23 protein-coding genes are annotated in these 23,623 nt (G+C 43.0%); 4 read left to right on the forward strand and 19 right to left on the reverse strand.

Annotation, left to right across the window (positions count from 1 at the left end; all coding sequences use genetic code 11):
• Nucleotides 1-45: 45 nt before the first annotated feature.
• On the reverse strand, nt 46-489 hold the full coding sequence (locus FLA_RS32125; RefSeq protein WP_076376275.1) for a MerC domain-containing protein: 444 nt from the start codon (nt 487-489) through the stop codon (nt 46-48).
• Between the two features lie 106 nt (nt 490-595).
• On the opposite strand from FLA_RS32125, the gene FLA_RS27185 reads away from it, so the two are divergent.
• On the forward strand, nt 596-1,258 hold the full coding sequence (locus tag FLA_RS27185) for an SCO family protein (RefSeq protein WP_076376277.1): 663 nt from the start codon (nt 596-598) through the stop codon (nt 1,256-1,258).
• A 15-nt stretch (nt 1,259-1,273) separates the two neighbouring features.
• On the forward strand, nt 1,274-1,690 hold the full coding sequence (locus tag FLA_RS27190; protein WP_076376279.1) for a Fur family transcriptional regulator: 417 nt from the start codon (nt 1,274-1,276) through the stop codon (nt 1,688-1,690).
• A gap of 7 nt (nt 1,691-1,697) precedes the next feature.
• Here FLA_RS27190 and FLA_RS27195 read toward each other — a convergent pair whose 3' ends face one another.
• Both FLA_RS27195 and FLA_RS27200 read right to left on the reverse strand, forming a co-directional pair.
• Nucleotides 1,698-3,416, reverse strand: coding sequence for a M3 family oligoendopeptidase (locus tag FLA_RS27195; protein WP_076376281.1), 1,719 nt, complete (start codon nt 3,414-3,416; stop codon nt 1,698-1,700).
• Between the two features lie 141 nt (nt 3,417-3,557).
• Nucleotides 3,558-4,127: a DUF5606 family protein gene (locus FLA_RS27200; RefSeq protein ID WP_076376283.1), complete on the reverse strand. Its 570-nt coding sequence runs from the start codon at nt 4,125-4,127 to the stop codon at nt 3,558-3,560.
• A 93-nt stretch (nt 4,128-4,220) separates the two neighbouring features.
• Between FLA_RS27200 and FLA_RS27205 the strand changes: the two genes are divergently transcribed.
• A complete protein-coding gene (locus tag FLA_RS27205; RefSeq protein WP_076376285.1) occupies nt 4,221-4,952 on the forward strand; it encodes a copper resistance protein NlpE in 732 nt (243 codons plus the stop codon).
• An 89-nt stretch (nt 4,953-5,041) separates the two neighbouring features.
• Here FLA_RS27205 and FLA_RS27210 read toward each other — a convergent pair whose 3' ends face one another.
• From FLA_RS27210 to FLA_RS27265, 11 genes are all read right to left on the reverse strand, one after another.
• Entirely contained in the window at nt 5,042-5,287 is a 246-nt protein-coding gene (locus FLA_RS27210) for a hypothetical protein (protein WP_144263973.1), read from the reverse strand.
• Between the two features lie 41 nt (nt 5,288-5,328).
• Nucleotides 5,329-5,640 (reverse strand): hypothetical protein, encoded by a 312-nt coding sequence (locus FLA_RS27215; RefSeq protein ID WP_076376289.1) that lies wholly within the window; start codon nt 5,638-5,640, stop codon nt 5,329-5,331.
• An 892-nt stretch (nt 5,641-6,532) separates the two neighbouring features.
• The gene (locus tag FLA_RS27220) at nt 6,533-7,051 is read right to left on the reverse strand and encodes a hypothetical protein (protein WP_076376291.1); all 519 of its coding nucleotides are present in this window, start codon (nt 7,049-7,051) and stop codon (nt 6,533-6,535) included.
• Nucleotides 7,052-7,663: 612 nt separating this feature from the next.
• Entirely contained in the window at nt 7,664-8,689 is a 1,026-nt protein-coding gene (locus FLA_RS27230; protein ID WP_076376295.1) for a HipA domain-containing protein, read from the reverse strand.
• On the reverse strand, nt 8,670-9,005 hold the full coding sequence (locus FLA_RS27235) for a HipA N-terminal domain-containing protein (RefSeq protein ID WP_076376297.1): 336 nt from the start codon (nt 9,003-9,005) through the stop codon (nt 8,670-8,672). Before FLA_RS27235 ends, FLA_RS27230 begins: the two co-directional genes overlap by 20 nt.
• On the reverse strand, nt 9,002-9,232 hold the full coding sequence (locus FLA_RS27240) for a helix-turn-helix domain-containing protein (protein ID WP_076376299.1): 231 nt from the start codon (nt 9,230-9,232) through the stop codon (nt 9,002-9,004). Before FLA_RS27240 ends, FLA_RS27235 begins: the two co-directional genes overlap by 4 nt.
• A gap of 140 nt (nt 9,233-9,372) precedes the next feature.
• Nucleotides 9,373-10,038 (reverse strand): uracil-DNA glycosylase family protein, encoded by a 666-nt coding sequence (locus FLA_RS27245; protein WP_076376301.1) that lies wholly within the window; start codon nt 10,036-10,038, stop codon nt 9,373-9,375.
• On the reverse strand, nt 10,031-10,861 hold the full coding sequence (gene purU / locus FLA_RS27250) for a formyltetrahydrofolate deformylase (protein WP_076376303.1): 831 nt from the start codon (nt 10,859-10,861) through the stop codon (nt 10,031-10,033). Before purU ends, FLA_RS27245 begins: the two co-directional genes overlap by 8 nt.
• Nucleotides 10,862-10,906: 45 nt before the next feature.
• Nucleotides 10,907-13,726 (reverse strand): DNA polymerase I, encoded by a 2,820-nt coding sequence (polA, locus tag FLA_RS27255; RefSeq protein ID WP_076376305.1) that lies wholly within the window; start codon nt 13,724-13,726, stop codon nt 10,907-10,909.
• A 79-nt stretch (nt 13,727-13,805) separates the two neighbouring features.
• A complete protein-coding gene (locus tag FLA_RS27260; protein ID WP_076376307.1) occupies nt 13,806-14,066 on the reverse strand; it encodes a short-chain dehydrogenase in 261 nt (86 codons plus the stop codon).
• A gap of 206 nt (nt 14,067-14,272) precedes the next feature.
• Nucleotides 14,273-14,827: a hypothetical protein gene (locus FLA_RS27265; protein WP_076376309.1), complete on the reverse strand. Its 555-nt coding sequence runs from the start codon at nt 14,825-14,827 to the stop codon at nt 14,273-14,275.
• Nucleotides 14,828-15,019: 192 nt separating this feature from the next.
• Here FLA_RS27265 and FLA_RS27270 point away from each other — a divergent pair, with 192 nt between their 5' ends.
• Nucleotides 15,020-15,577 carry a lysozyme inhibitor LprI family protein gene (locus tag FLA_RS27270; RefSeq protein ID WP_076376311.1) on the forward strand — a complete coding sequence of 186 codons (558 nt, stop codon included), beginning with the start codon at nt 15,020-15,022 and terminating at the stop codon, nt 15,575-15,577.
• A 93-nt stretch (nt 15,578-15,670) separates the two neighbouring features.
• Here FLA_RS27270 and FLA_RS27275 read toward each other — a convergent pair whose 3' ends face one another.
• The 5 genes from FLA_RS27275 to FLA_RS27295 form a co-directional block, all read right to left on the reverse strand.
• Entirely contained in the window at nt 15,671-16,981 is a 1,311-nt protein-coding gene (locus FLA_RS27275; protein WP_076376313.1) for an amidohydrolase family protein, read from the reverse strand.
• Nucleotides 16,982-17,011: 30 nt separating this feature from the next.
• Nucleotides 17,012-20,023: an amidohydrolase family protein gene (locus FLA_RS27280; RefSeq protein WP_076376315.1), complete on the reverse strand. Its 3,012-nt coding sequence runs from the start codon at nt 20,021-20,023 to the stop codon at nt 17,012-17,014.
• A 121-nt stretch (nt 20,024-20,144) separates the two neighbouring features.
• Nucleotides 20,145-21,182 (reverse strand): glucokinase, encoded by a 1,038-nt coding sequence (gene glk, locus FLA_RS27285; RefSeq protein WP_231940339.1) that lies wholly within the window; start codon nt 21,180-21,182, stop codon nt 20,145-20,147.
• Between the two features lie 64 nt (nt 21,183-21,246).
• Nucleotides 21,247-23,244, reverse strand: a complete 1,998-nt coding sequence (locus FLA_RS27290; protein ID WP_076376319.1) for an alpha-ketoacid dehydrogenase subunit alpha/beta — start codon at nt 23,242-23,244, stop codon at nt 21,247-21,249.
• A gap of 17 nt (nt 23,245-23,261) precedes the next feature.
• Entirely contained in the window at nt 23,262-23,618 is a 357-nt protein-coding gene (locus FLA_RS27295; RefSeq protein ID WP_076376321.1) for a phage holin family protein, read from the reverse strand.
• Nucleotides 23,619-23,623 lie beyond the last annotated feature (5 nt).

Here is a 23,623-nt window from a genome sequence, read left to right on the forward strand (position 1 = left end):
TTTAAACAAATGGCAATTGCAGGTACTGCATAAAAAATAGCCTGTTTAACAGGCTACACATTTTTCGGCGGCAACTTTAACTTCCTGTAAGGCAGGCGCTTCCTGGAGAGTTTTAGCAGAACGGCTGTTTTTCTTTTTAGACTTTGCGTAGTTAACACTGTGGCTGGTGATAATAAACAGCACTGCGGGAATTAGCAGCCAGTCGTGCCACTCGTGCAACATCTGTTTAGCCAACAGGCAGGTAAAGCCCAGGCTGAATAATAAAAGGGGCAAAAAGCTCTGGTGATGCTTTTTCCAGCCATGAAATAGCGACCAGGCTCCTATAGCAAAGGCCAGGGCTATCATAAAATATTCAAAAAAAGCGTTGTGTAAAATATCTGTTCCAAACAGCGAAACACTGCCTAACAGCATGGGCAACAACGCACAATGTATAGCACAGGCCAGTGAAGCACTAATTCCTAAAGCATCCCAATTAATCTTTATCCGCATTTCTCCGATACATTAGATTGTCAAAATTAGCCCATTGCAACCAAGTTGCAAAGTAAAATATCAGACTGATGTACCTTTGCGGTACCGGATTAGAAAAAGATGATTTATGAATAGTAAGAAGCTGATAATTTATTGTGCCTTTTTTGTGTGTTTAGCCGTAGGATTTTGGTTTTTTCTGTTTAGAGGTACTGAAAACTGGAAGTCTAAGTCTGTTACTCTAAGCACTGTAAAGCCTTTTTCGTTCACCACCCAGGACAACCAGACTTTTACCGAGCGCGATATGCAAGGTAAGGTATGCGTGGTGGAATACTTTTTTACCACCTGTAAAGGTATTTGTCCGCGCATGAACGCCAATATGCACAAAATTTATAACACCTTTAAAGACGAACCGGACTTCATGATTGTATCGCACACCTGCGATCCGGAAACGGATTCGGTGCCGGTAATTAAACATTACTCCGATTCGCTGAAGGTAAACAACCACAGATGGGTGTTTTTAACAGGCCGTAAAGACAGTTTATATGCTGCTGCACGTTATAGCTACCTGTTAGATGATCCTAAAAACGGCCTGGACAACATTAAAGATCAGTTTATCCATACCCAGTTTTTTGCAGTAGTAGATAAGAATGGCCAGGTGCGCGGTCAGATTTACGATGGCCTGAAAGAAGATGAACTGGCAAAGCTGAAAACAGACATTGCAACACTACTGAAAGAAAAGCAAGGTAAAAGTGGCTTTAACAGTAGTATTTTTACCAACAACCCGCAATAAAGGAAAGGAGGATTTATGGAAGACTTTATAACCACCATACTAAAACGCAGTCAGTTAAGTGTTACTGACAGCCGTAAAAAAATATTGGAACTGTTTCAAAACAGCAATGCTGCCCTGGCGCACGCTGATATTGAAAAACAAACAGGCCCCAACTTTGACAGGGTAACTATTTACCGCACCCTGCAAACGTTTGTGGAAAAAGGCATTATTCACACTATTCCAACCACCGACAACTCGGTAAAATATGCCTTATGTAAAGATGAATGTTCCGCAGGCCATCATCATGATGACCACGTGCATTTTGTATGCGACAACTGTGGCATTACTTATTGCCTGGACCATGTAACTGTACCTAAAGTACAGTTACCAAAAGGTTTCCAGGGCAAACAGGTAGATGTAATTGTAAGCGGCATATGCAGCAGCTGTAACTAACCAGTAGTTACAGCTTTTCCATTTCTGTGTTTACAAACTCCATCAATGTTTTGATATGTGCAGGAGAAAAATCGAATTTCAATCCTGCCGCTTCGTATAATTCCGGTAATGTTTTAGTGCCACCCAGGTGCAGTGCGTTCATATAGTTTTGCAAAGCCTGCTCAGGGTTTTGCCTGTACTGCATCCACATACCAATAGCACCTAACTGTGCAATACCGTATTCAATATAATAAAAAGGCACTTCAAACAAATGCAGCTGACGTTGCCAGCTGTTGGCGCGATAAGCATCCAGCCCTTCTACATCAATAGCTTTGATAGAAAACTCTTTTAAAATCTCCATCCACTTAGCTGCACGCTCTTCAACAGTGTGTGTAGGATGTTCGTACACCCAATGTTGAAACTTATCAATAGTAGCAATCCACGGGAATATGGTAATTACCCTTTCCAGCTGATGTTCTTTTGCACGCTGTAACTCTTCTTCATTATTAAAGAAGGCTTCCCAATGGTTCATGCTAAACAGCTCCATGCTCATACTGGCTACTTCAGCAATTTCCATCGGGTACTCTTTAAATGAGCTTAATGCTAACGGATGCGCCAGGAAAGAATGGATAGCGTGTCCACCTTCGTGTACCATAGTGGTAACATCACTCATCTGGCCCGCAGCATTCATAAAAATGAAAGGCGCACCACTTTCTGCTAATGGACAGTTATACCCACCCGGCGCTTTGCCTTTACGGCTTTCCAGATCCAGGTGTCCCATGGTTTCCATCTTTTTCAAACAGTCGGCAAAGAATGGATTTAACTGGCTAAAGCAATTCACTGTTTTGTCTAACAGCTCTTTTCCGGTTGTGAAAGGGTGCAGGGGCTGAACGCCTTCCGGCTGTGCTTCGGTATCCCAGGGACGCAGCGTATCCAGGTGCAGCTTCTCTTTTTTCTTCTCGTATATCTTTTCTACCAGTGGCAGCACATGCAGCTTAACCGCTTCGTGAAACTGGAAACAATCTTCTTTCGAGTAATCAAAACGGCCCAGCTCCACAAACTTGTAATCGCGGTAATTAGCAAAACCGGCATTTACAGCTACCTGGTTACGCTTTTCAATTAACTGGCTGTATAAGTTGTTTAACGCTTCTTTATCCTGTAACCTTCTCTCATTTATTTTACGGTATACCGCTTCGCGCAGGTTACGATCGGGCTTTTCTAAAAAGCGCGCAGCCTGTTGCAAAGTGTATTCCTGTCCCTCTACTTCAATGGTCATTTTACCGGCAATAACACCATACTGTTGTTGCATTACGCTCAACTCGGCCTGGATAGGAATGTTCTGCTCCCTAAACAGCTCAATGCTTTTTTTCACATTGCGCAGGTAGGTAAAGTATAATTGCTGATCCAGCTCTTTGGTAAAAGAACTGTCAACCAATTTACGGTTCAGCACATCTGCGTAAGGTTGCAGCTTGGGCTGAATTTCCATACAGAAATAGGTGAACGCTTCTTCCAGTTGTGGGTTGGTAGTGTCGCAGGTCATTTTTATCTGTCTCCAGCACGCATCTTCACTCACAGCTGCTTCTACTTCACTTATATCATGTAACCACTGTTCCAGGTCGGCCCGGGAGTTAATGGGTGCTTCGGCCAGTTGTTTAAAATAAGGCTCCAGAGCATCCCAGGTGGTAATGGTAAAATCGGCCGGTAAAAAAGATCTCTTTTGCTTCTGTATATCCGCGGTGTATTGCATCGTATATGTCGTTAGGCTTTAGAAATAAACGGAATGGTGTAAAACGCGAAAAGAACCGTTAACCGAAACAGGCGGAAAGCTTTATGCTCACTGCCGGTTTCCGTTTTGCGGTTCCTCTCACAAAGTGTTAGTTATGTTTAACTATTCTTCTTCAGTCTTCTTTTTTCTTGGCGCTCTTTTTTTAGGAGTAGCCGCTTCTTCACCACCTTCTGCTACTTCAGCAGTTGCTTTTTTAGCTTTAGTAGCTTTTGCAGGCTTAGCTTCCTCTGCTACAACAGCAGGCGCTTCCTCTACAGCAACTTCTTCTGCATCTTCGTCTTCCACAACTTCGCTCAGCTTCAGCTCAACGTTGTTGTTTTTCAAAATGGTAAACCATTTTACCATCTTCTTCATATCACTGCCGTACACACGGTCAAAGTCCATATCAGGATATACTTTCTGAAAATAAGCCTTCACTGCTGCGGCATCTTTTTCAGAAGGTGTAGCTTCTTTGCTGGCGCTCATGGCCTGTAACACCTCTACCAGGTTTACATTGTCACGAACAGTATATACTTCAATGCTTTCGAGATGCGAAAAGCTGTGTACGCGTGAACTTACAAAGCGGGTTGTATTATCCTCCAGTGAGCGAACAATAGCACCATCTGCTTTACTGCCCACTAACTCGAATAATCCACCTAAACCCGTTACTGAAATAATTCTGCTGTATTCCATGCTTAAATCTTGTTTTGAAAGGACTGCAAATATAGGCTCCTGCGGCAAATTAACCTGTTCTTCCTAATTTTAACCTTTAAACAATCCCTTTCTATGCGAGTACCAGCCAATATCTTACTAGCCTTTGCCTGTTTATTTACCGCAGTTTCTTGTAATAATACTACGAAAACCGGAGAGAAAAAAGATACTGTAAACAAGGTAGTATCGCCTTTTACAGGCAAAATACTCGACGGATTGTTTGCCGATACCCTTCCCTGCGCCGATTGTGAAGGCATAATTACGGTTTTAGATTTAAATGCAGACAGCACTTTTACGCTGGAACAGGAATATTTAGGCACCAAAGAAGGCGGCCACATTTCGTACCAGCTGGGAAAATGGAGTGCCGTAGACAGCATTTTAACCCTGAACGAGATTACAGAAGGCAATCGCCAGTATAAAATAGTGGGTACCAACGAGTTGCAAACGCTGGATAATGAAGGAGTTATCATCACCGGCACCAAGGTAAACTATACCCTGCACCGCCAAACCGGCAAGTTTGCCCCTAAAAAAGCCATCCAGGTGCGCGGCATGTTAGCCTATTCCGATACCAGCCGCATTAAAATTTGCGGATGGGGCAAAGAATACGCCGTAACCTATACCCCCGAAGCCGCCACCGCCATAAAAACCGCCGCGGCCAAAATAAAGTCCAAACCCGGCGAAAGAGTACTGACCGAAGCAGAAGGCAAATTTGTAACGCAGCTGGGCGTTTCCAGTTCCACACCGAAAGAAAGCTTTGTAATAGAGAAATTCGTGAAATTTTTACCAGGAGAAAAATGCAGGTATTAAACCTGCATTTTTTATTTGCGGCTATTTAGTTTTAGCTTTTTCGTTTTCTGGTTATTATGTTTTGACAAGGAGGAATAACCATCGCGACCTTAGCAAGCCATTTTTAACTTAGGCGGCTCCGCATCCAGCAAAGCTTCATCCTCACTATAAAAGTGAAACAGGTTTACATTCAGCAGCAACGACAATCGCATTAAATCACCAATCTGCAATTGCTCTTTATCATACATCTTATAAACATAAGACTGCACTTTCCCAATAGCCAAAGACACTTGCTCTACGCTCAGCTTTTTTTGTTTTACATACCCTTTTACTGTTTTACCCATGTGTATTGCCATACAATAAATTGTTTTGATAGGTGATAGGATAAGTTAGCACACTAACAAGCCCGTAAAACAGGCTGTGCAGCTTGTACAGCCTGCGACTTTTTATATGTTAGATATAAGCCTTCTAAAACCGCTTTCATATGTTTGGAGAAGAAGTAAACCCGCGCAGGCTTATCTTCTACCACCTTGTCCGTCTCACACGCCATTAAGCTACGGCCATACATGTTTTCCAGTATTAGAATAGCTTCGTCTATATCGTAAAGAGAGAATAATGCTTCGAATACATCAGTGGGTGTTTCAAAGCCTAATTCTTCCATGATTACTGGTTTGAAGTCTGTTTCGTTTGATATAAATCTCTTTTCCATAAGCTATGATTAGAAGAACAACAGAAATTAAAATACCTCTTACACAAAGCCATAGTTGCAGACTGCACATACTTTAATGTTAAATGGCCGGGCAGCCTGATATAGCCTGCCTTACGCTGCTTGTTACGTAGGACTTTGAAAGTTTTATTAATCAGAGCGGCAACGTCGTTCAAAAATCCTTTCTAAATGCTTAGAACGATCATCGTTGATCACTAAAGTATTTATGATTTTGCATGGCAATAGCGGAGTTAAAGCCTTCACTACCTTCTTCGCTTCAAAGGAAGATTTGATAGACTCTAAAGCTAGATTTTTGCAATTATGATTGTCAAAATTTGACATAAAATCAACTATGAAGCAAACATCAAACTTGTAAGTCTTTCGCAAACAAAAAATTTACATAATTATCATAATAAACTATGAAATCGTTTTTATAATTTACAAAACGTATTTTTATTCTATAAAGAATTAACGTTTATGCCTAGTTGATTTTATGTATTTTTCAACATTGGCAAAGTAGCCCTGTCCTTAACAGGGCTTGCGTCTCTAATCTAACAATCCTTAAATTGCGAGTAAAATAAAGTATTCAATCTCCATAACAAAGGGGTTGGGTCTGCTTACGTATTTGTGCTTCGCTTACTTGAAAGGGTAAGTAGGCTTGTCAGGGCCAGGGATACAAATTAACGTGGCAGGCTCCTACCCTTTTGTTTTTTTAAGACTAACACTATCTCATTATAAAAAAATACATAGCTTGATCTTTCACTAGATCACAGGAAAAACAACATTTCCTATACAGACTATACCATAATTGAGTTGGAGTAGTTCTTACAACAATGAGAGCATAAAAGTGCCTTCCCGACTAAGTGAGATTAATCCCTGTAAAACTATATAGGAATTATTGTGGCACTAAATGCGGCCAATAACCAACAGAACACATGTTACGACGTACACTCTTTTTACGTTGCATACAACTAAATCTGCTACTTACGGAAGGAGTAATCCGTAATTGAATACAGAATGCAGGCTTCCTTTCAGCTTTCTTTTTAGAACGTACTTTTATCTTTTGTGGCTTCAACTCTTTACGTATCACTTCAGCAGCTTCCAGCAACAACACATGTGTTTCTGTCTCGCTTTTTCCTTCCTTTAACCATTGAATAGCCTTTCCAGCAAGCATTTGATAATGACACCGTTGACGATTTTCAGGCAAAGTACGATGTACGGCAGAAGCTAAGGGAGAAGCAATGGCCAGCAAATCGGCATACTTACGGGTACCGGCAAACTCAGGAGCAGCTTTAACCCGCTTCCCGCACAATGGATTATGTACACGGCCCAGTGTAACACCTTGTCGTTTATATACCTGCATCAACCCATACATACCGGGAGCTGGTGGATTATCACATACCCATTTTGCCATAAAAGCTTTCTCGTTTTTACTAAGTTAGCGCCTTCTACATATAAGCCACCTTAAAAATCTGAACGCTTTAAAGGTGAACACAAGGTATACTAACGTTATATGGAGTTGTAGCATACTTCCAGCCAGTACGTGCAACTGCTGCGGAAGTTCTGGCATTTACAACAAGAACTTTTAGAAGACTCCCAAAAGTACTGGCATCATTTCGGAGAGTACTTGAATAAGATGCCCTTACTCGCCAGACTTTCCGCAATGTTCCGGCATTTGCCGGAACAGTTTTCTGGACTAATCCCGGAGCTTGCCGAACACATTCACCAACTTACTGGGCAAATCCATGAACTCTTGCGGCAAATTCTCCAACCTTATGGCCATTTCAGAGAGCTCCCTGGAATGGTCAGGCAACCTTCTGGGCACATCAGGGAACTCCTCATAGGGCTCAGGCAACCTTCTGGCTATTTCAGGGAGTTGCCTGGAATGCTCAGGGAACTCTCTGGACAAATCAGGGAGTTGCCTGAAAGGATGCCACAACCTTCTGGCCATTCCAGGGAGTTGTCTGGACAAATGCCACAACTCTCTGGGCATTTCCACCAACTCTCGGGCGAAAAAATAAAGTCATTATTCAGCTGATTCACTTAGTAACAAACACCTCTGCCTATCTTTCAATATGTTTATATAGTTATACTTGGCATCTTCACTTAAAAAGCTACGATCTATTAAAGCAATTGCATCAGGCACTCCTTTGATAATCTTATCTACCACTTTTGTAGCTACCGCTGTGTTAATACCTATCATTTCTGCAAAAACGATAAAGGACGCACGCGTATAGGTTCCAAAAGTGGCATACGACTTTTCTTCATAATCACCCGGATATAAGCCATTGTGCAATGCCAGCTTACTATCATCAATATGCAGAGCTGTACATAGCAGATCATAAGCAGGTGACAGTATAAAGTCCCCTTGTTCTGTTTCCATGAGAGAGAAGTTTTTCAAATGTGCGTCGCCGTTACCTATCAGGTAATTAAACACCACTATTCGAAAAAATTCCAGTAGCACAACCGGTGCAGCAGCTGCATATCGTTGTATTTGTTGAGCAATGTCGATGTAGGCAGCATTATATTTAAATACATCCCCTTCTCTTTCTGGTGTTTTAGAGAGCAAAGCGGCAAAATCTTCCAGGCGATATTTTCCGCTCCCATCAGGCTTAAAATCAAAGCGGCGTGTGATATATGCCGGCTCGCCATCTTCAAAAAAAATAATGCCGCATGATGCTGTGTTAATACCATACACCTGCCTGGCAATTTGCATACTTACATGCTCATTAGCAGGTAAGTCACTTACCCTTTCCAGCCTTACAGTGGGTATGGGTTTTAAAATATGCGAACCTGCTCTATCGCCCAGTGATAAGGTATTCTTGTTCAGTTGCAAATAGTATTTCTCCTGAACCCCACTAATACTTATCACTTTTCTTTTTTCATTATAGGAACGGGTTAGCTCATTGCTTTTGCCAGGCGACCCAAAAGGTAATATATGTGATACATTTTTAGTACGGCTGCCAAACAAAGCCAGTTGTCCGGCAGCGCTGTAAGTAGCGAAGCCTGGCTGAAGTGTACAGGAGCAATATTTAATTTCCGGTAGCGGCATTCAATTCCTTTATAGTTAACGGACCAATATTGTCATTACCGGCTGTAGCCAGTAACAAACTAAAATAGTCGTCTTTGTCAATTTTCAATAACCTGTTTTGTATGTCTTTGTTGGAACCCTCACTAAGCATGTTCACAAATGCAGGAAATAGCACACTGCTTTCATAAGGCTCTTCCTGAAATGGAAGCGTAAGGCTAACAGGCTTATTTTCTTTATCATTCAAATAGCCCTTGTCATACACAAAACGGTAAACGCCTCGCTCTTTAGACAATATACCCGCTAATATGCCATTAAATAATACCTGTGCAGCTCTCATGATTTATTGTTTTCAGATGCGCTTTTCAATTCCACTTTAAAAGTCAACCCTAATGGATGAATTAATTTATACAAAGTTTCCAGTGACGGATTACCCTTACCCTGCTCAACCAGTTGGATGGTACGGGTACTAATACCAGCAACATCGGCTAAATCAGGCTGTAATAACCCTAACAACTCTCGTCTTTTACGAATTATGCTCCCTAATTCTTCTGCGTCATTACGCATTATACTTCGCTTTTGATTATAAATTTACCTCAAAAAATGAAAATAAACAACAAAAGCGAAGCATGCTGCGCATTTAGGTGAAATTAGTACTGCCTGGAAATAATAAGTTTTCTAACAATGGACAGTATAGAATATAAAGACTATTTACTTCCCAATATCTGCAGATACTTCTCAACATACTCCTGCTTCTGCTTCGTTTTATACTGCATAATAAAGCGGGGATGTGGCACTGCTTTTATCTCCTCAAACCACTGATGCACAGCATTGAGCTTACGCAGGTACTTGACATTCTCGCCTTCGCCTATGCAAAAACCAATATCCCGCTTCATGCCCCATGATAACTGCAGGTTGATGCAGTCTACAGCAAAAGGTTCTATGCTGTTTTTGAGCGCGGGATCATCGTAGTAGTTAAGGTTCTTTCCGTGTTTTACAAATCCGAGTGGGCTGATAGAAGTGATATAAAAATCGTGATAGAAGGCTTTAGCGCCGCCGTAGGCGTTGATCATATCGTACATGAAAACAGAAGAGAGTTCCTGTTTTCTTTCAAAGTCGTTGGCTATACCGCAATCTCTTTCCAGGCGGATAGGATCTGTGAAAGGGATGCCAGTTACGCCACCGCCAAACCTTCCGGGGTTAATTCCGATAAGCATGTGCCGCGGCGTGTTGGTAGTGTAGAATTTTTTGTAAAAGGTGGAACAGGTTTGTTGTATGATTGGGTTCTTATGCACATCCAGCACACCTACTTCAGGTGGTAGCTGAAAAGGCAATTGTAAATGAAATAAGAAGTCAACAATCTGTTTATACATCAAACACAATGGTTTTGTTTTTAAACACCAGCACCTTATCATCCATTACCAGTTGCAGGGCTTTGGCCAATACGGCAGTTTCAATTTCCTTGCCTGCTTTTACCATGTCAGCTGCTGTGAGCGAGTGGTTAACCGGAATAATTTGCTGGGTGATAATTGGCCCCTCGTCCAGATCGTTGGTAACAAAATGCGCAGTAGCACCTATCAGTTTTACACCACGTTCATATGCCTGGCGATAAGGGTTAGCACCGATAAAAGCGGGTAAGAAAGAATGGTGAATGTTGATAATACGCATAGGATAACGCGCCACAAAATCGGGCGACAGTATGCGCATAAACTTAGCCAGTACCAGGTAATCGGCTTCGTACTGTTGTATAGTGTTTACCAGGAATTGTTCAAATATATCTTTGCTACCCTGCTCGTGCGATACCAGGTGAAAAGGCACATCAAAACGACGGCAAATATCCTGTAATGTGGTATGGTTACCAATTACACATTGCACCGTTGCCCCCAGGGTATTGAAGTGGTTACGCAGTAATATATCGCCCAGGCAATGATATTCTTTCGTAACCAGCACTACAATTTTTTTATTGGGTTGCAGGGTAATATGAATAACGGCGTCATCTGGCAAAACCGCTTGTAGCTTGCTGTGTAAAGCTGCTTCATTGGCCGGCTGTTGTAAAACAAGCCGGGCAAAAAAACGGTTATTTTGCGTATCCACATGCTCGCGCATGGAAACGATATTTATCTTTTCCTCCGCCATAACACCGGATATGGCAGAAACCAGTCCTACCTGGTCTTTACATTGAATAACAACAATCATATTTACAATCGAATAACTAACGTGAACATTTCATAGTGTTACATTCTAGTGCGCTTCCAGCCAGTTAAAGCCGGAGCCCAATTCGGCCACTACAGGCACCTCGTTAGGCAGCAGCAATGCCTGCTGCATGTTTTCCAATATCAGGGGCTTTAACATGTCCAGTTCATCCTTATGCGCATCAAACACTAATTCATCATGCACCTGTAAAATCATGCGGCTGCGTAGCTTTTCTTTTTCCATCACCGCCTGAATGCGAATCATGGCCATCTTCACCATGTCGGCAGCAGTGCCTTGTATAGGAGAGTTAATAGCATTTCGCTCGGCAAAGCCACGCACGGTAAAGTTAGAAGAGTTGATATCTCTTAACCAACGTTTGCGGCCCATTAATGTTTGTACATACCCATGTTCTTTGGCAAAGTTGATCATGTCGTCCATGTACCTGGTAATGCCCGAAAATTCTTTCTTATAGTTGTCAATAATTTCTTTTGCTTCTGTGCGGCTGATGCCCAGGTTATCGGCAAGACCAAAAGCACCTTGTCCGTATATGATTCCAAAGTTTACACTCTTGGCTTTATAACGTTGTTCTTTTGTCACTTCTTCATCCGCAATGCCATACACTTTGGCAGCAGTAGCGGTGTGAATATCCCTGCCTTGTTTAAACGCTTCGCACATATTCGGGTCGCCACTGATAGCTGCTATTACGCGTAATTCAATTTGTGAATAGTCAGCGCTGATAAGCGTATGATCACTATCGCGCGGAATAAATGCTTTTCTTATTTCGCGGCCCCTGTCTGTACGGATAGGAATGTTTTGCAGATTAGGATTGTTACTGCTTAAACGACCGGTTACTGCTACTGCCTGTGCGTAAGAAGTGTGCACACGACCGGTTTTGCTGTTGATCATTTCCGGCAAAGCATCTACGTATGTGCTTTTCAATTTGGTTAACTCACGGTAACCTAAAATATCATCCACTATAGGGTTATTAGCTGCCAGTTTTAACAGCACATCTTCACCCGTAGCATATTGGCCTGTTTTGGTTTTCTTCGCTTTAGGGTCCAGCTTTAACTTATCAAACAGCACTTCTCCTAACTGACGGGGTGATGACAGGTTAAAACGTACACCAGCAGCGGTATATACATTCTCTTCAAACTGTTTGGCTTCTATTTCCAGTTGTTTGGAATATTCTTTTAAAAAGTCGGTATCTACTTTCACCCCTTCAAACTCCATGGCGGTAAGCACTTTTACCAGTGGGTTTTCCACTTCATAAAATACGCGCTCTACTTCTTTAGACTTTAATTGCGGGTGCAGGGCATGCTTTAATTGCAAAGTGATGTCTGCATCTTCCGCAGCATAGTCTGTTATTTTTTCAACAGGCACATCACGCATGTTACCTTGCTGCTTTCCTTTTTTACCAATCAGCTCTTCAATATGTACCGGCTCGTAACCGAGGTATTGCGCACTTAGCAGGTCCATGCTTCTGCGGCCTTCCGGTTCTACTACATAGTGCGCCAGCATGGTATCGTACAGGTTACCTTTCAGCTCCATGTTATACCATTTCAGCATCAGCAGGTCAAACTTCAGGTTCTGCCCAATCCAGGTAATAGAAGGTGCATCAAACAATGGTTTTACCAGCTGTAACACTGCCAACGTTTCTTCCCTGTTAGCAGGGCAAGGTATGTAATAAGCTTCCGCAGGTGTATAGGAAAAGCTCATGCCTACCAGCTCGGCCTCATTGGCATCCAGCCCGGTAGTTTCTGTATCAAAGCATACTTCTGTTTGTTCAATAGCTTTGTTTACAAAAGCCTGTATCTTCTCTGCCGTATCCAGTAAATGATAAGCGTGTGGGGTGTTGTTGATGTTCTTATCTGCATTGAATCCGCTGCCGGCAGCCACCAGGCTTTCTTCGTCTTTGGCAGTTCCTTTGGGTTCTACTGCATTACCAAATAAATCGGTTTGAACACCGGCAGGCGCTGTTTGAAACGCGTTAAAAGAATCACCTAAAATGCGCTTGCCTAGTGTTTTAAATTCCAGTTCGGTAAACGAATCAATCAACTCCTGGTTATTCCAGGCTTTCAGCATGTAATCTTCTTCGTGAAACTGCACAGGCACATTGGTAATAATGGTAGCCAGCTTTTTACTGATGATAGCACTTTCCCTGCCGTTTCTCACCTTCTCGCCCAGTGCACCTTTAATGCTATCGGCATTGGCCAGTACGTTTTCGAGGTTGTCAAACTCTTTCAGCAGCTTGGCAGCAGTTTTCTCTCCTACACCCGGAATACCCGGAATGTTATCTACAGCATCACCCATTAAACCCAGAATGTCTACCACTTGTTCTACCCTGGCAATGTCCCATTTTTCACACACCTTTTGGGCATCCAGGATCTCTTCCTTGCTGCCCATATACGGAGGTTTGTAAATAAATACATTGGGATGAATTAACAGCTGGCCATAATCTTTATCGGGAGTAACCATGTACACCTCGTAACCGGCATCTGCTGCCTGCCAGGCCAGTGTGCCAATTACGTCATCCGCTTCATAACCATCCAGCTCTACGCAGGGGATATTGAAGCCGCGGATAATGCGTTGAATATCAGGAATAGAGGCCAGCAGGTCTTCCGGAGCTTCCTGTCTGTTGGCTTTGTAGTCGGTAAAATCGATATGCCTTTCTGTAGGGGCATGCGTATCAAAACAAACCGCCAGGTGGGTTGGTTTTTCTTTATTGATGAGGTCAAATAACGTGTTCGTAAACCCAAACTGGGCATTGGTGTTCTTTCCTTTGGTGGTAATACGCGGACTACGTATCAAGGCATAATAAGCGCGGTAAATGAGCGCCATGGCATCCAGCAAAAACAGTTTTTTACTCATGCAACGAAGGTAATATAGTTTGCCTTTGATATGCTATATTACCCTTGCTACATAAACCGCTTCACACGACAGTGTGATTTTACTTCTCGTTAAAAGGAGCTAGACGCGTAAACTCGGCACCGTTAAAAATACGGGCCAGGCTCATGTTTTGCGACTTTTTCCAATCTTCAATATTGGACTCTAATACCACACGCCAAAAGTTTTTAGCCTTTAAGTCGTTAAAGTCAGCCACATCAAGGAACAGACCCACAACATTATTACGGGTTTTAAAACTGATGCGGACAGGCTTTTTAGAGATATGCTCCGGAGAAATGAACTTTTCAATTTGTTCTGTTGTCATAGCACCTATTGGTTTAAATATTATAAAACCATCCTGGATAACCTCAAGACAGTAAATAAGTTACCTAATAAGAATGCAGGCATGGAGAAAAGAAGACTACAGTGTACAGAGCTGAGGTGTAACAGAATATATCTTGATTACTGAATGCTGTTGCAAAAAAATCTGTGCAAAAGTACGCTTTTTTGGTTGAATTTCCCTAAACAAACCTAAAAAGGGCTACTTGGCTGAACAACCGGCTTCGGCTTGGGTTTCCCCTTTGCCTTAGGCTTGGGTTTGGGTGCTCTTAACCACTTGATCATATTAGCAAAAGAAGTGAAAATGGTAGCCAGGATAATGGCAATGATGAAAATACCATTTAGGTGCACATCCTTTACGTTGTGAAACAAGATTTCGTTACGTTTATGCGGATCGGAAGAGGCGACAATAAAAAAGCTTTCAAAATCGCATACACCCCAAAAGGCTGTAACAAAAAATACAAGGTATAAAGCACAGGTCCAGGCATAGTCTTTTACCGAGCGACCTTTTAATATCTGGTGACAAATAAAAACGCATCCCGGAATAACGCAGAATACCAGCCCAAAAAGCAGGCTGTGAATAAACAGCATGGGAAAGTCGCCCTGAAAAGTTACACCACCTTTCGTGAAGATTTTAACCAGTTTAACAACCAGGCTGTACAGGCTACCATACAGGAGTATGCCACCTACAAAGAAAAGCAAAGTAAAAGCCGAGAGATTGACAGCCTTTTTAATACCGGGTTTCATGTTTAGGGCAAAACTATTTATTGAACAAAACTAACAAGGGTTTAAAAAAACGTACTCGTAATTGGCCGTCAATTTATACATTTTTGGCATCAAAGGACAAATTTATTTTGCGAAACAGGATATGGTATCTTTAGCATCCCTTAAACAAAGTGGCCCATACCCGCCCATGGGCCATTAAACATGTAAGACAATATGAATAACCGATTTTTTCTGCTTGTTGGCCTTTTGTTTACCAATGCTACAGGTTATGCACAATCTGCCGCTTTACCTGTTGAAGTAACACCTGCCATGAGTAATGCCATACAGCAGGAAGTGAAAAAGGAAGAAACTGCCTTCGCGGCCAGGTTGAAGCAAAACAAAACCAGTGATACCGAAACAGAGTTTATACTGGACACTTTTCGGGTAAACAGGTACATGAAAAAGTACATGGATTACGATTTCAGCACAGCAGGTATGCGCACTGCTACTTATGAAGCAGCAGAGAAATACGATAGCTTGCTGAATAAGTATTATAAACAGCTGCTGGTAACTTTAACGCCAGCCGACAGGCCAGTTTTAATAGCCGCCCAACGCGCATGGCTTGTTTACCGCGACAGTGAAACCAAACTGGTAGAGCTGATTAGCAAAGAACAGTATTCCGGTGGTGGCACCATGCAGCAATTGATTGAAGCTGGTAGTTACCTGAATAGGATTAAGGAAAGAACAGATGCTGTTTTTGAACATTATAAGCGGGCTTCACAACAGCAATAAAAGCTTTTACGAACTATCGTTTATCAGGCGGTAAAACAACGAGGGCTGCTCATCGTGATGAGCAGCCCTCGTTGTTTTATTCTTTCCTATTATTTATAGACCATATTTATACTTATACCGCTCAAATAACTGGGTTTGCTTGTTTTGCAAGCTTACATCACGCCCCTGTATAAAAGCCTTGGTAACCAGGCTGGTTTTCATGTCCAGGATATCCCCTTCGCTTATTACAATGTTAGCATCTTTCCCGGCTTCCAGCGAACCGGTTTTATCTGCTACACCTAATATTTTAGCAGCGTTTAGCGTAATGGCCTGTAACGCCTGTTCTTTGGTTAAACCATAAGCAGCAGCTGTACCTGCATTGAATGGCAGATTGCGGTAACGGCTTTCGTCATGCTCATCGTTCAGCGCAAATAACACACCTGCTTTTTGCAACAGGTAAGGCGTTTTATATGGTTGATCAACATCATCATCTTCTGTAGAAGGTAAAGCATGCTCGTCGTTGAGGATAACAGCAATATTGTTCTGTTGCAGTAAGCCTGCAATTTGCCAGCTTTCACTGCCACCTACAATTACCACTTCAAAGCCAAACTCTTTTACAAAATCAATAGCGGCCATCATTTGTTTTACCTGGTCGCCATGCACAAACAGCTTTTGCTTTTTCTCGAATAAAGGCTGTAAGGCCAGGAATTTAATATTGGTTTCCTTGTGAGAAGATTCGCCCAGGTAGGCTTTTGCTTCGCGGAAAAAGTTTTTAATACTTTCCAGTTTTTCCAATGCCTGCTTAGCCGCATCGCCCTGCTCTCTGCCCATACCCATCATAATAGCAAAACGGTTGGGGCGTGTAATAAAGCTGGGCATATCCAGGTGTATGCCATTGTCAATTTTATAAGCGGCATCTTCAAAGTTCCAGGCATCCAATTGCACAACGGAAGACGAACCGCTGATAACGGTGCCTTGTGGTGTAACGCAAGCCAGTAATATACCGTTGGCACGTAAGGTGCCTGTTATTTTAGAATCGGCATTGTAAGCAGCAATGCTACGCACACTTGGATTAAAATCACCCAGCTCTTTGTAATCATTACTACCACGAACACCGTTGGCTATTTCTTTTAAACCTAAATCGGTTACCGGTAATATTAAACCAGGATATACCTGCTTGCCTTGCGCATTAAACACTTTTACATCACCGGATGGCACGGCTATGTCTGTACCCACACGCACTATTTTACCATTTTCTACTTCGATAGTGCCGTTTTCAATTACCTGCCCGTTACCAACATGTATGGTTCCATTGGTAATAAACAGCTTGCCTTTATATTCTTTGGCAGGATATACATCTTCCTGTGCCTTTGCCGTACCAGCCAGCAGAAGCAGCAAACTTATATGTAGGAATGTTTTTTTCATTTCAATTTGTTTTGAAGTCAATAGTAACGTTTACTCATCATCACCTGCGTCAATGGTAATCAGGCCATCATGATGGTCGTGATCGCCACAACTGAGAATAATGTTAAAGCTTGGTCTGGCAGGCGCCATAGCAGCCCCACTCTTTTTCTCGCCCAGCATTTTGTTGATTAAACGGTTTCTTTCCGCAGCAATAGCCACACGCATTTGCGCATCTTTTTCCCTGTCGAAGAAGATAGTGCCATCTACAATGGTTTTTTCAGCCATTGCATAAATGCTTAACGGATGATTGCTCCATAACACCAGGTCGGCATCTTTACCTACTTTAATACTTCCTACTTTGTCTGAAACGTGTAAAGCTTTGGCTGGATTTAATGTTACCATTTTCAGTGCTTCTTCTTCGCTAACACCACCATACTTAACGGTTTTGGCTGCTTCCTGGTTTAAGCGGCGCGCCATTTCGGCATCATCGGAATTGATACATACGTTCAGACCCATTTTCTGCATAATAGCAGCGTTGTAAGCCATGGCATCCTGTACTTCCATTTTATAAGCCCACCAGTCGCTGAAAGTAGAAGCATTAGAACCGTGTGCCTTCATTTTGTCTGCTACCTTATAACCTTCCAGGATGTGTGTGAAAGTGTTGAGGGTAAAACCAAACTTCTCCGCTACACGAATAGTAGATGTGATTTCACTTGCCACATAAGAGTGACAGGTAATGAAACGTTTTTTGTTCAGGATTTCAGACAGCGCTTCCAACTCCAGATCTCTACGTACATTTTTACCATCAGCACCTTTTAAAGCATTCTGATAGTCGGTAGCACGTTGAAAAGCATCTACCAGCACCTGCTCTACCCCCATACGGGTATCGGGGAAGCGGTTGTTGTTTTGAGAAGTGGTACGTTTTACGTTCTCCCCTAATGCAAACTTGATAAAAGGATCGGCCCCTTTAAATTTCAGTTCATCATCATTGAAGCCCCAACGTAATTTAATCAGCTGCGTTTGTCCGCCTACGGTATTGGCAGAACCATGTAAAATATGAGAAGAGGTAACACCACCGCTTAACTGGCGATAGATGTTAATGTCATCAGGATTAAGATTATCAGCAATACGCACTTCAGATGTTACACTTTGTGCGCCTTCGTTAATAGAAGAAGTAGCAATGTGTGAGTGTTCATCTATAATGCCTGCGGTAAGATGCTTACCTGTACCATCTATAACAGTAGCGCCGGCATCGGACAGATTTTTACCTACCTGGGTAATTTTTCCGTTTTTCACCAGCACATCCGCGCCTTCTAATTTTCCTTCTTTTTCGTTGGTCCAAACTGTTGCGTTTTTAATAAGCAGTGTTTGTTGCCTGGGCAATTGCTCCCATCCATAACCATCAAAAGGATAAGTGATAGCTCCCAAACGAACCGGCGGTTTGCGTTTAGCACTGTCAGATTTTTCTTCTGCTGCTTTTACAAAGCTGGCAGTCCATAACACGCTGTTACCGGCAGTGTCTGTTCCATTGCCTTGCCAGGTAGTTCCATTGCTAACGCCGCTTAAGCGTATGCCGGTTCTGGATCTTTTGGTTTCGGAAAAGCCCAGCTTTACCAGCTTACCATCAAAACTGAAACGTGCGGTAATTGTGTCGGCAGCAATAATGCTGGCTGCATTTTCACTTTTCACCAGCAGGTTGTATGTTTTTTGAGTACCAGCTGCACTGGTTACAGTCACAGTATAAGTACCTGTAAGCGTGTTCCAGCCTTCATTTTTTACATCATATTCATTGCCCTGTACCCAGTTTTGAAATAAGGTAGTGTTCTCTTTAAACACCGGTCCAGAGGTGATAATGAAGTTGGCCAGTTTGCCAGCATCCAGGCTACCTACTTTATCATATACACCCAGCAAAGTAGCAGGTGTTTTGGTAAGCGCTTCCAGCGCTCTGTTTTCTGTTAACCCGTACTCTATCGCTTTGCGCAGGTTAGTTAAAAACTGTTTGCTGTCTTTTAAGTCGGCGCTGGTTAAACAAAAAGTAATGTTCTCTTTTTCAAACAGGCCTGCTTCGGCTGGCGCCATTTCCCAGTGTTTCATATCTTCCAGCGACACAAAACGGGCATCGTTAGGATCTTCTACATCCATTGCCTGTGGAAAGTTCAGCGGTAAAATAAAGGCTGCATTGGTAGCTTTTATTTCCTTTAAACGCTGGTATTCATCGCCACCGCCTTTTATAATGTACTGTACACCAAACTCATCTCCTATTCTATCGGCACGTACATCATTCCATTTACCTCCTGCGTCAAATATCTGTGGCAGGCTTTGCTGCTCGTTCCAGTATTTCAGGCTCAGGTTTACGCCTTCGGCTGTGGGATTGTTTTTATACCATTGTGCATCCAGGTAGGTTTGCCGTAACAAAGCAATAGAGCCCATCATACTGCTGGGGTAGCTTTGTGTAGATATGCCTTTGTTTAAAGAGTAATGTGCAGAAGCTTTTTCTTTTACAATTACCAGGTTTTCTTTTTCCTCGGCCAGGGTAGCCACTACGCCTGTACCACGGGCAATACCATCTTTCTGGTGAGAAAGCACGGTGCCAAAACCTGCTTCCCGCAGGCTTTTTGCTTTAGTGTTATCTACTGCAAAAATTTTAGCAGCTTCTACATCGGTACGCAATGCCTGGTTCCAGCCATAAGCGCCTTTTTGATTAGAAGTTAGCTGTGCAGGTGCGCGAAAATCGAAACCGGCACCACGGTCGCGTTGTGGCGTTCCTACGCCATAATCACTGTAGATGTCAATAAACGACGGGTAGATGAACTTACCCTTACAATCAATAACAACTGCGTCTTTGGGAATTGCGGCTCCGGACCCCGCTGAAATAATTTTGCCTTTCCGGATAATTAACGTTGCGTCCTGCAGTGTAGTTTGGCCATCTTTTACGATTGTGGCATGCGTGAAAGCATAACAGCCTTCGCGCTTGTCTGCCACGCCATTGACAGGAAAAGTTTCCTGTGCTGTAAGGTGAAGTGTAATAGCACACCCCACCAACAGCGTAGTCCATTTTTTCATGCGTATGTAGTTTGTTTTCTCATTAGCTTTTCCGGGAGGAAAAGAATGATTAAAACTACCTTTTTTATCGGGCAGAATTGCCCGTATATACCGATGCTTTTATATTGGCAGCCGAAAAGCCTTACAAGCCATAAGCCCCATAATAAGCCGCACCGTATAACGCACTTTTATCGTTCAGGATAATTTTTACCGGCACTTTAGCCACTAATTCCTGCATACGACCGCAATCGATGAAGGTTTCGTAAAAATTAGGATCTTTTAACAGCGGTAAAATTTTGGGAGGAATGCCACCTCCAAAAAACAATCCACCGGTAGCTTTCATCTTTAACACAAGGCTACTGGCTTCCCTTGCCAATTGTTGCACAAACAGCTGCATCACTTCTTCGCAAATAGGAGCCCTTTTTTGTAACCCGGCTTCGCTAATAACTGCTGAGGGGTCGCCTTTTTCTTCTATTTCCTTTTTCAGCCACTCCGGCTCTTCTCTTTTCAGCACATCGCGCAGAAAATAATACAGACGGTAAATGCCTGGTCCGGCCACCACATGCTCCCAGCTTACCCTGCGGTGCTTTACTTTAAGGTAACTAAACAACTGTGCTTCCATTTCTGTACGAGGGGCAAATTCGCAATGCCCGCCTTCTGTGGCAAAAGGATGATAGCCATTGGAGTCGTAAAACAAACCCGCTTCTCCTAAGCCTGTTCCGGGAGCTATAATAGCTGCATTGCCGGAATGGCCCGGTTCGCCGGCATGTATAGTTAAAATATCATCGTCTGATAAACAAGGCAGTCCGTATGCTGTAGCTTCCAGGTCGTTGATCAATGCCACATGCTCTACCGGCACACCCGCCACTTCGGCTATCTCTTTAGCACTTACCACCCAATTGAGGTTGGTAAACTCCACCGTGTTATCGATAACAGGCCCGGCAACGCCAATACCTATTTTATCCGGCTGTTCTACCTTTTCTTCGGCTAAGAATGCCTTAATAATATCCGTAAAAGAAGCATACTGTTGCGATGCATACTTTACCGAATGTATAATTTCAATTTTCTCGTCTGTTACATAGCATAAAGCCATGTTCACTTTAGTTCCTCCCACATCAGCTGCCAGCACCCGCTGCATCTGATTATACTTTGCCCGGTACGGTAAATAAATCTTTATCAAAGCCTTCCTTTTTTTCTAAAGGTACTTAAAACACTACTAATAATGAGGGGAGTGAGTTGGTGTATTAATAGAAGATTAACTTGTTGATGTATTCTGCCAGACGGCTTTTTGCCAGGAAGTTTTGTTCTAAGGCCGTATTAAACGGAACAGGAGTATCCAGCGAAGCACAACGCATTACCGGGGCATCCAGTTTATCAAAACAATGCTCGCCTATCCAGGCTGCTATTTCGCCACCTATACCGCCGGTTAAAGTGTCTTCATGTAACACCAGTACTTTGCCCGTTCTTTCTACCGACTCTTTTATAGCATCATAGTCAATAGGCAACAGCGTTCGTAAGTCCAGTATATCTATGCTGATGCCGGTATTCTCTTTTGCGTAAGCAGTAGCCCAATGTACACCAGCTCCGTAAGTAATGATACTAACGTCTGTTCCGGTTTGCACCTGCCTGGCTTTGCCTATGGGTACCTCGTAATACTCTGTTGGCACCGGGCCGGCAATGCTTCGGTATAAAGCCTTATGCTCGAAAAACAATACCGGGTTGGGATCGTTGATAGCAGCAATCAACAGGCCTTTAGCGTCTTCTGCTGTTGATGGGTATACTACTTTCAGGCCTGGTGTATGTACAAACCAGGCTTCGTTGCTTTGAGAATGAAACGGGCCAGCACCTACCCCGCCCCCTGTGGGCAGCCTTACCACCACATCAGCCTGCTGCCCCCAGCGGTAATATATTTTGGCAAGGTTGTTTACAATCTGGTTAAGACCAACAGAAACAAAATCGGCAAACTGCATTTCCACCATGCTTTTAAACCCTTGCAAGCTTAGCCCCAGCGCTGCACCCAGTATAGCGCTTTCGCATAATGGCGTATTACGTACCCTTGCTTTTCCAAACTCCTGTACAAAACCCTCTGTTATTTTAAAGGCTCCACCATACTCTGCAATGTCCTGGCCCATTAACACCAGGTTGGAATAACGTTGCATAGATTGATACAGGGCATCTGAAACCGCATCTATAAACCTGGATTCCACGCCAGGAGATAAACGGGATGTATAGGCGGCGGCATCCGGCAAAACACTTGCTGTAACCGGGGCATATACATCATCCAGTTCCTTCTGCGTATTTACTACAACAGGAGCCGCTTTGTCTGCTAAAGCAAGTTCAGACTCGATATAGGTTTTTATACTGTTGCGCGCTGCTTCCACATCTTCTAACTGCAGAATTCCTTCGCGCAGTAAATAGTGCTCGTATTGTGCAACGGGATCTTGCTTTGCCCATTTGTTCAGCAATTCCTGCGGAACATATTTAATACCACTGGCTTCTTCATGACCACGCATGCGAAAAGTAACACACTCTATTAAATAGGGCTTTTGATCACGCAAACAGTACTCCCGCGCATTAGTAACCGCTTCAATTACATTGAGAATATTATTGCCGTTGATAGTAATGCTTTTCATGCCGTATCCTACGGCCCTGTCGGCCAGGGTAGCGCAACGGTATTGTTCGTTCACCGGTGTGCTTAAACCATAGCCATTGTTCTCTATTAAAAAAATAACGGGTAAATCCCATACAGCAGCCACATTCAGCGCTTCGTGAAAATCGCCTTCGCTGGTGCCACCGTCCCCGGTAAACGCCAGGGCTACTTTCTGTTTACCTTCTAACACATTGGCAAGCGATACACCATCTGCAATGGCCAGTTGTGGCCCAAGATGGGAGATCATGCCACAGATATGATGTTGTTTTGATCCGAAATGGAAGCTACGCTCCCTCCCTTTGCTGTATCCTTCTTCGCTACCCTGCCATTGTGCAAACAAGCGGTGTAAAGGCATGTTACGCGAAGTAAATACACCCAGGTTGCGGTGTAAGGGCATAATCCATTCATCCGTATCCAATGCAAAGGTGCTGCCTACTGCTATGGCTTCCTGACCTATGCCACTAAACCACTTGCTGATTTTACCCTGCCTTAGCAGTATCAGCATTTTTTCCTCTATCAGGCGGGGCAGTAACAGCTGGCGGTAAATAGCCACCAGTTGTTCGTTACTCCATGATTTTCTGTCGAAATACATAACAACCTTCCTCCTGGTTATTCGTTTGACTGTGTGCGGTTAATAAGGCTTTCGATAAGAGCGGTTACAAATGTGAGTAACAAACTAAACCATAACGCTGCCCACCAGTTTACTACTGTAAAACCGGGTACAATGCTGGCCGTCCACTTTACTATCACAATATTAATAACCAGTAAAAACAACCCCATTGTTAACAAGGTAATGGGAATAGTAAGAACAACAAGGAAAGGCTTTACAAAGCCATTTAATAAAGCCAGCACCAGTGCCACTAACATGGCGCTGGTGCCGCTATCTATTTTAACGCCGGGCAAAAGGTATGATACAATTAACGCAGCTAGTGCGGTTACCAGTAATTTACCAATAAATTTTCCCATACGTA

Origin of the sequence: Filimonas lacunae (assembly GCF_002355595.1) — a bacterium.
Taxonomy (GTDB): Bacteria; Bacteroidota; Bacteroidia; order Chitinophagales; family Chitinophagaceae; genus Filimonas; species Filimonas lacunae.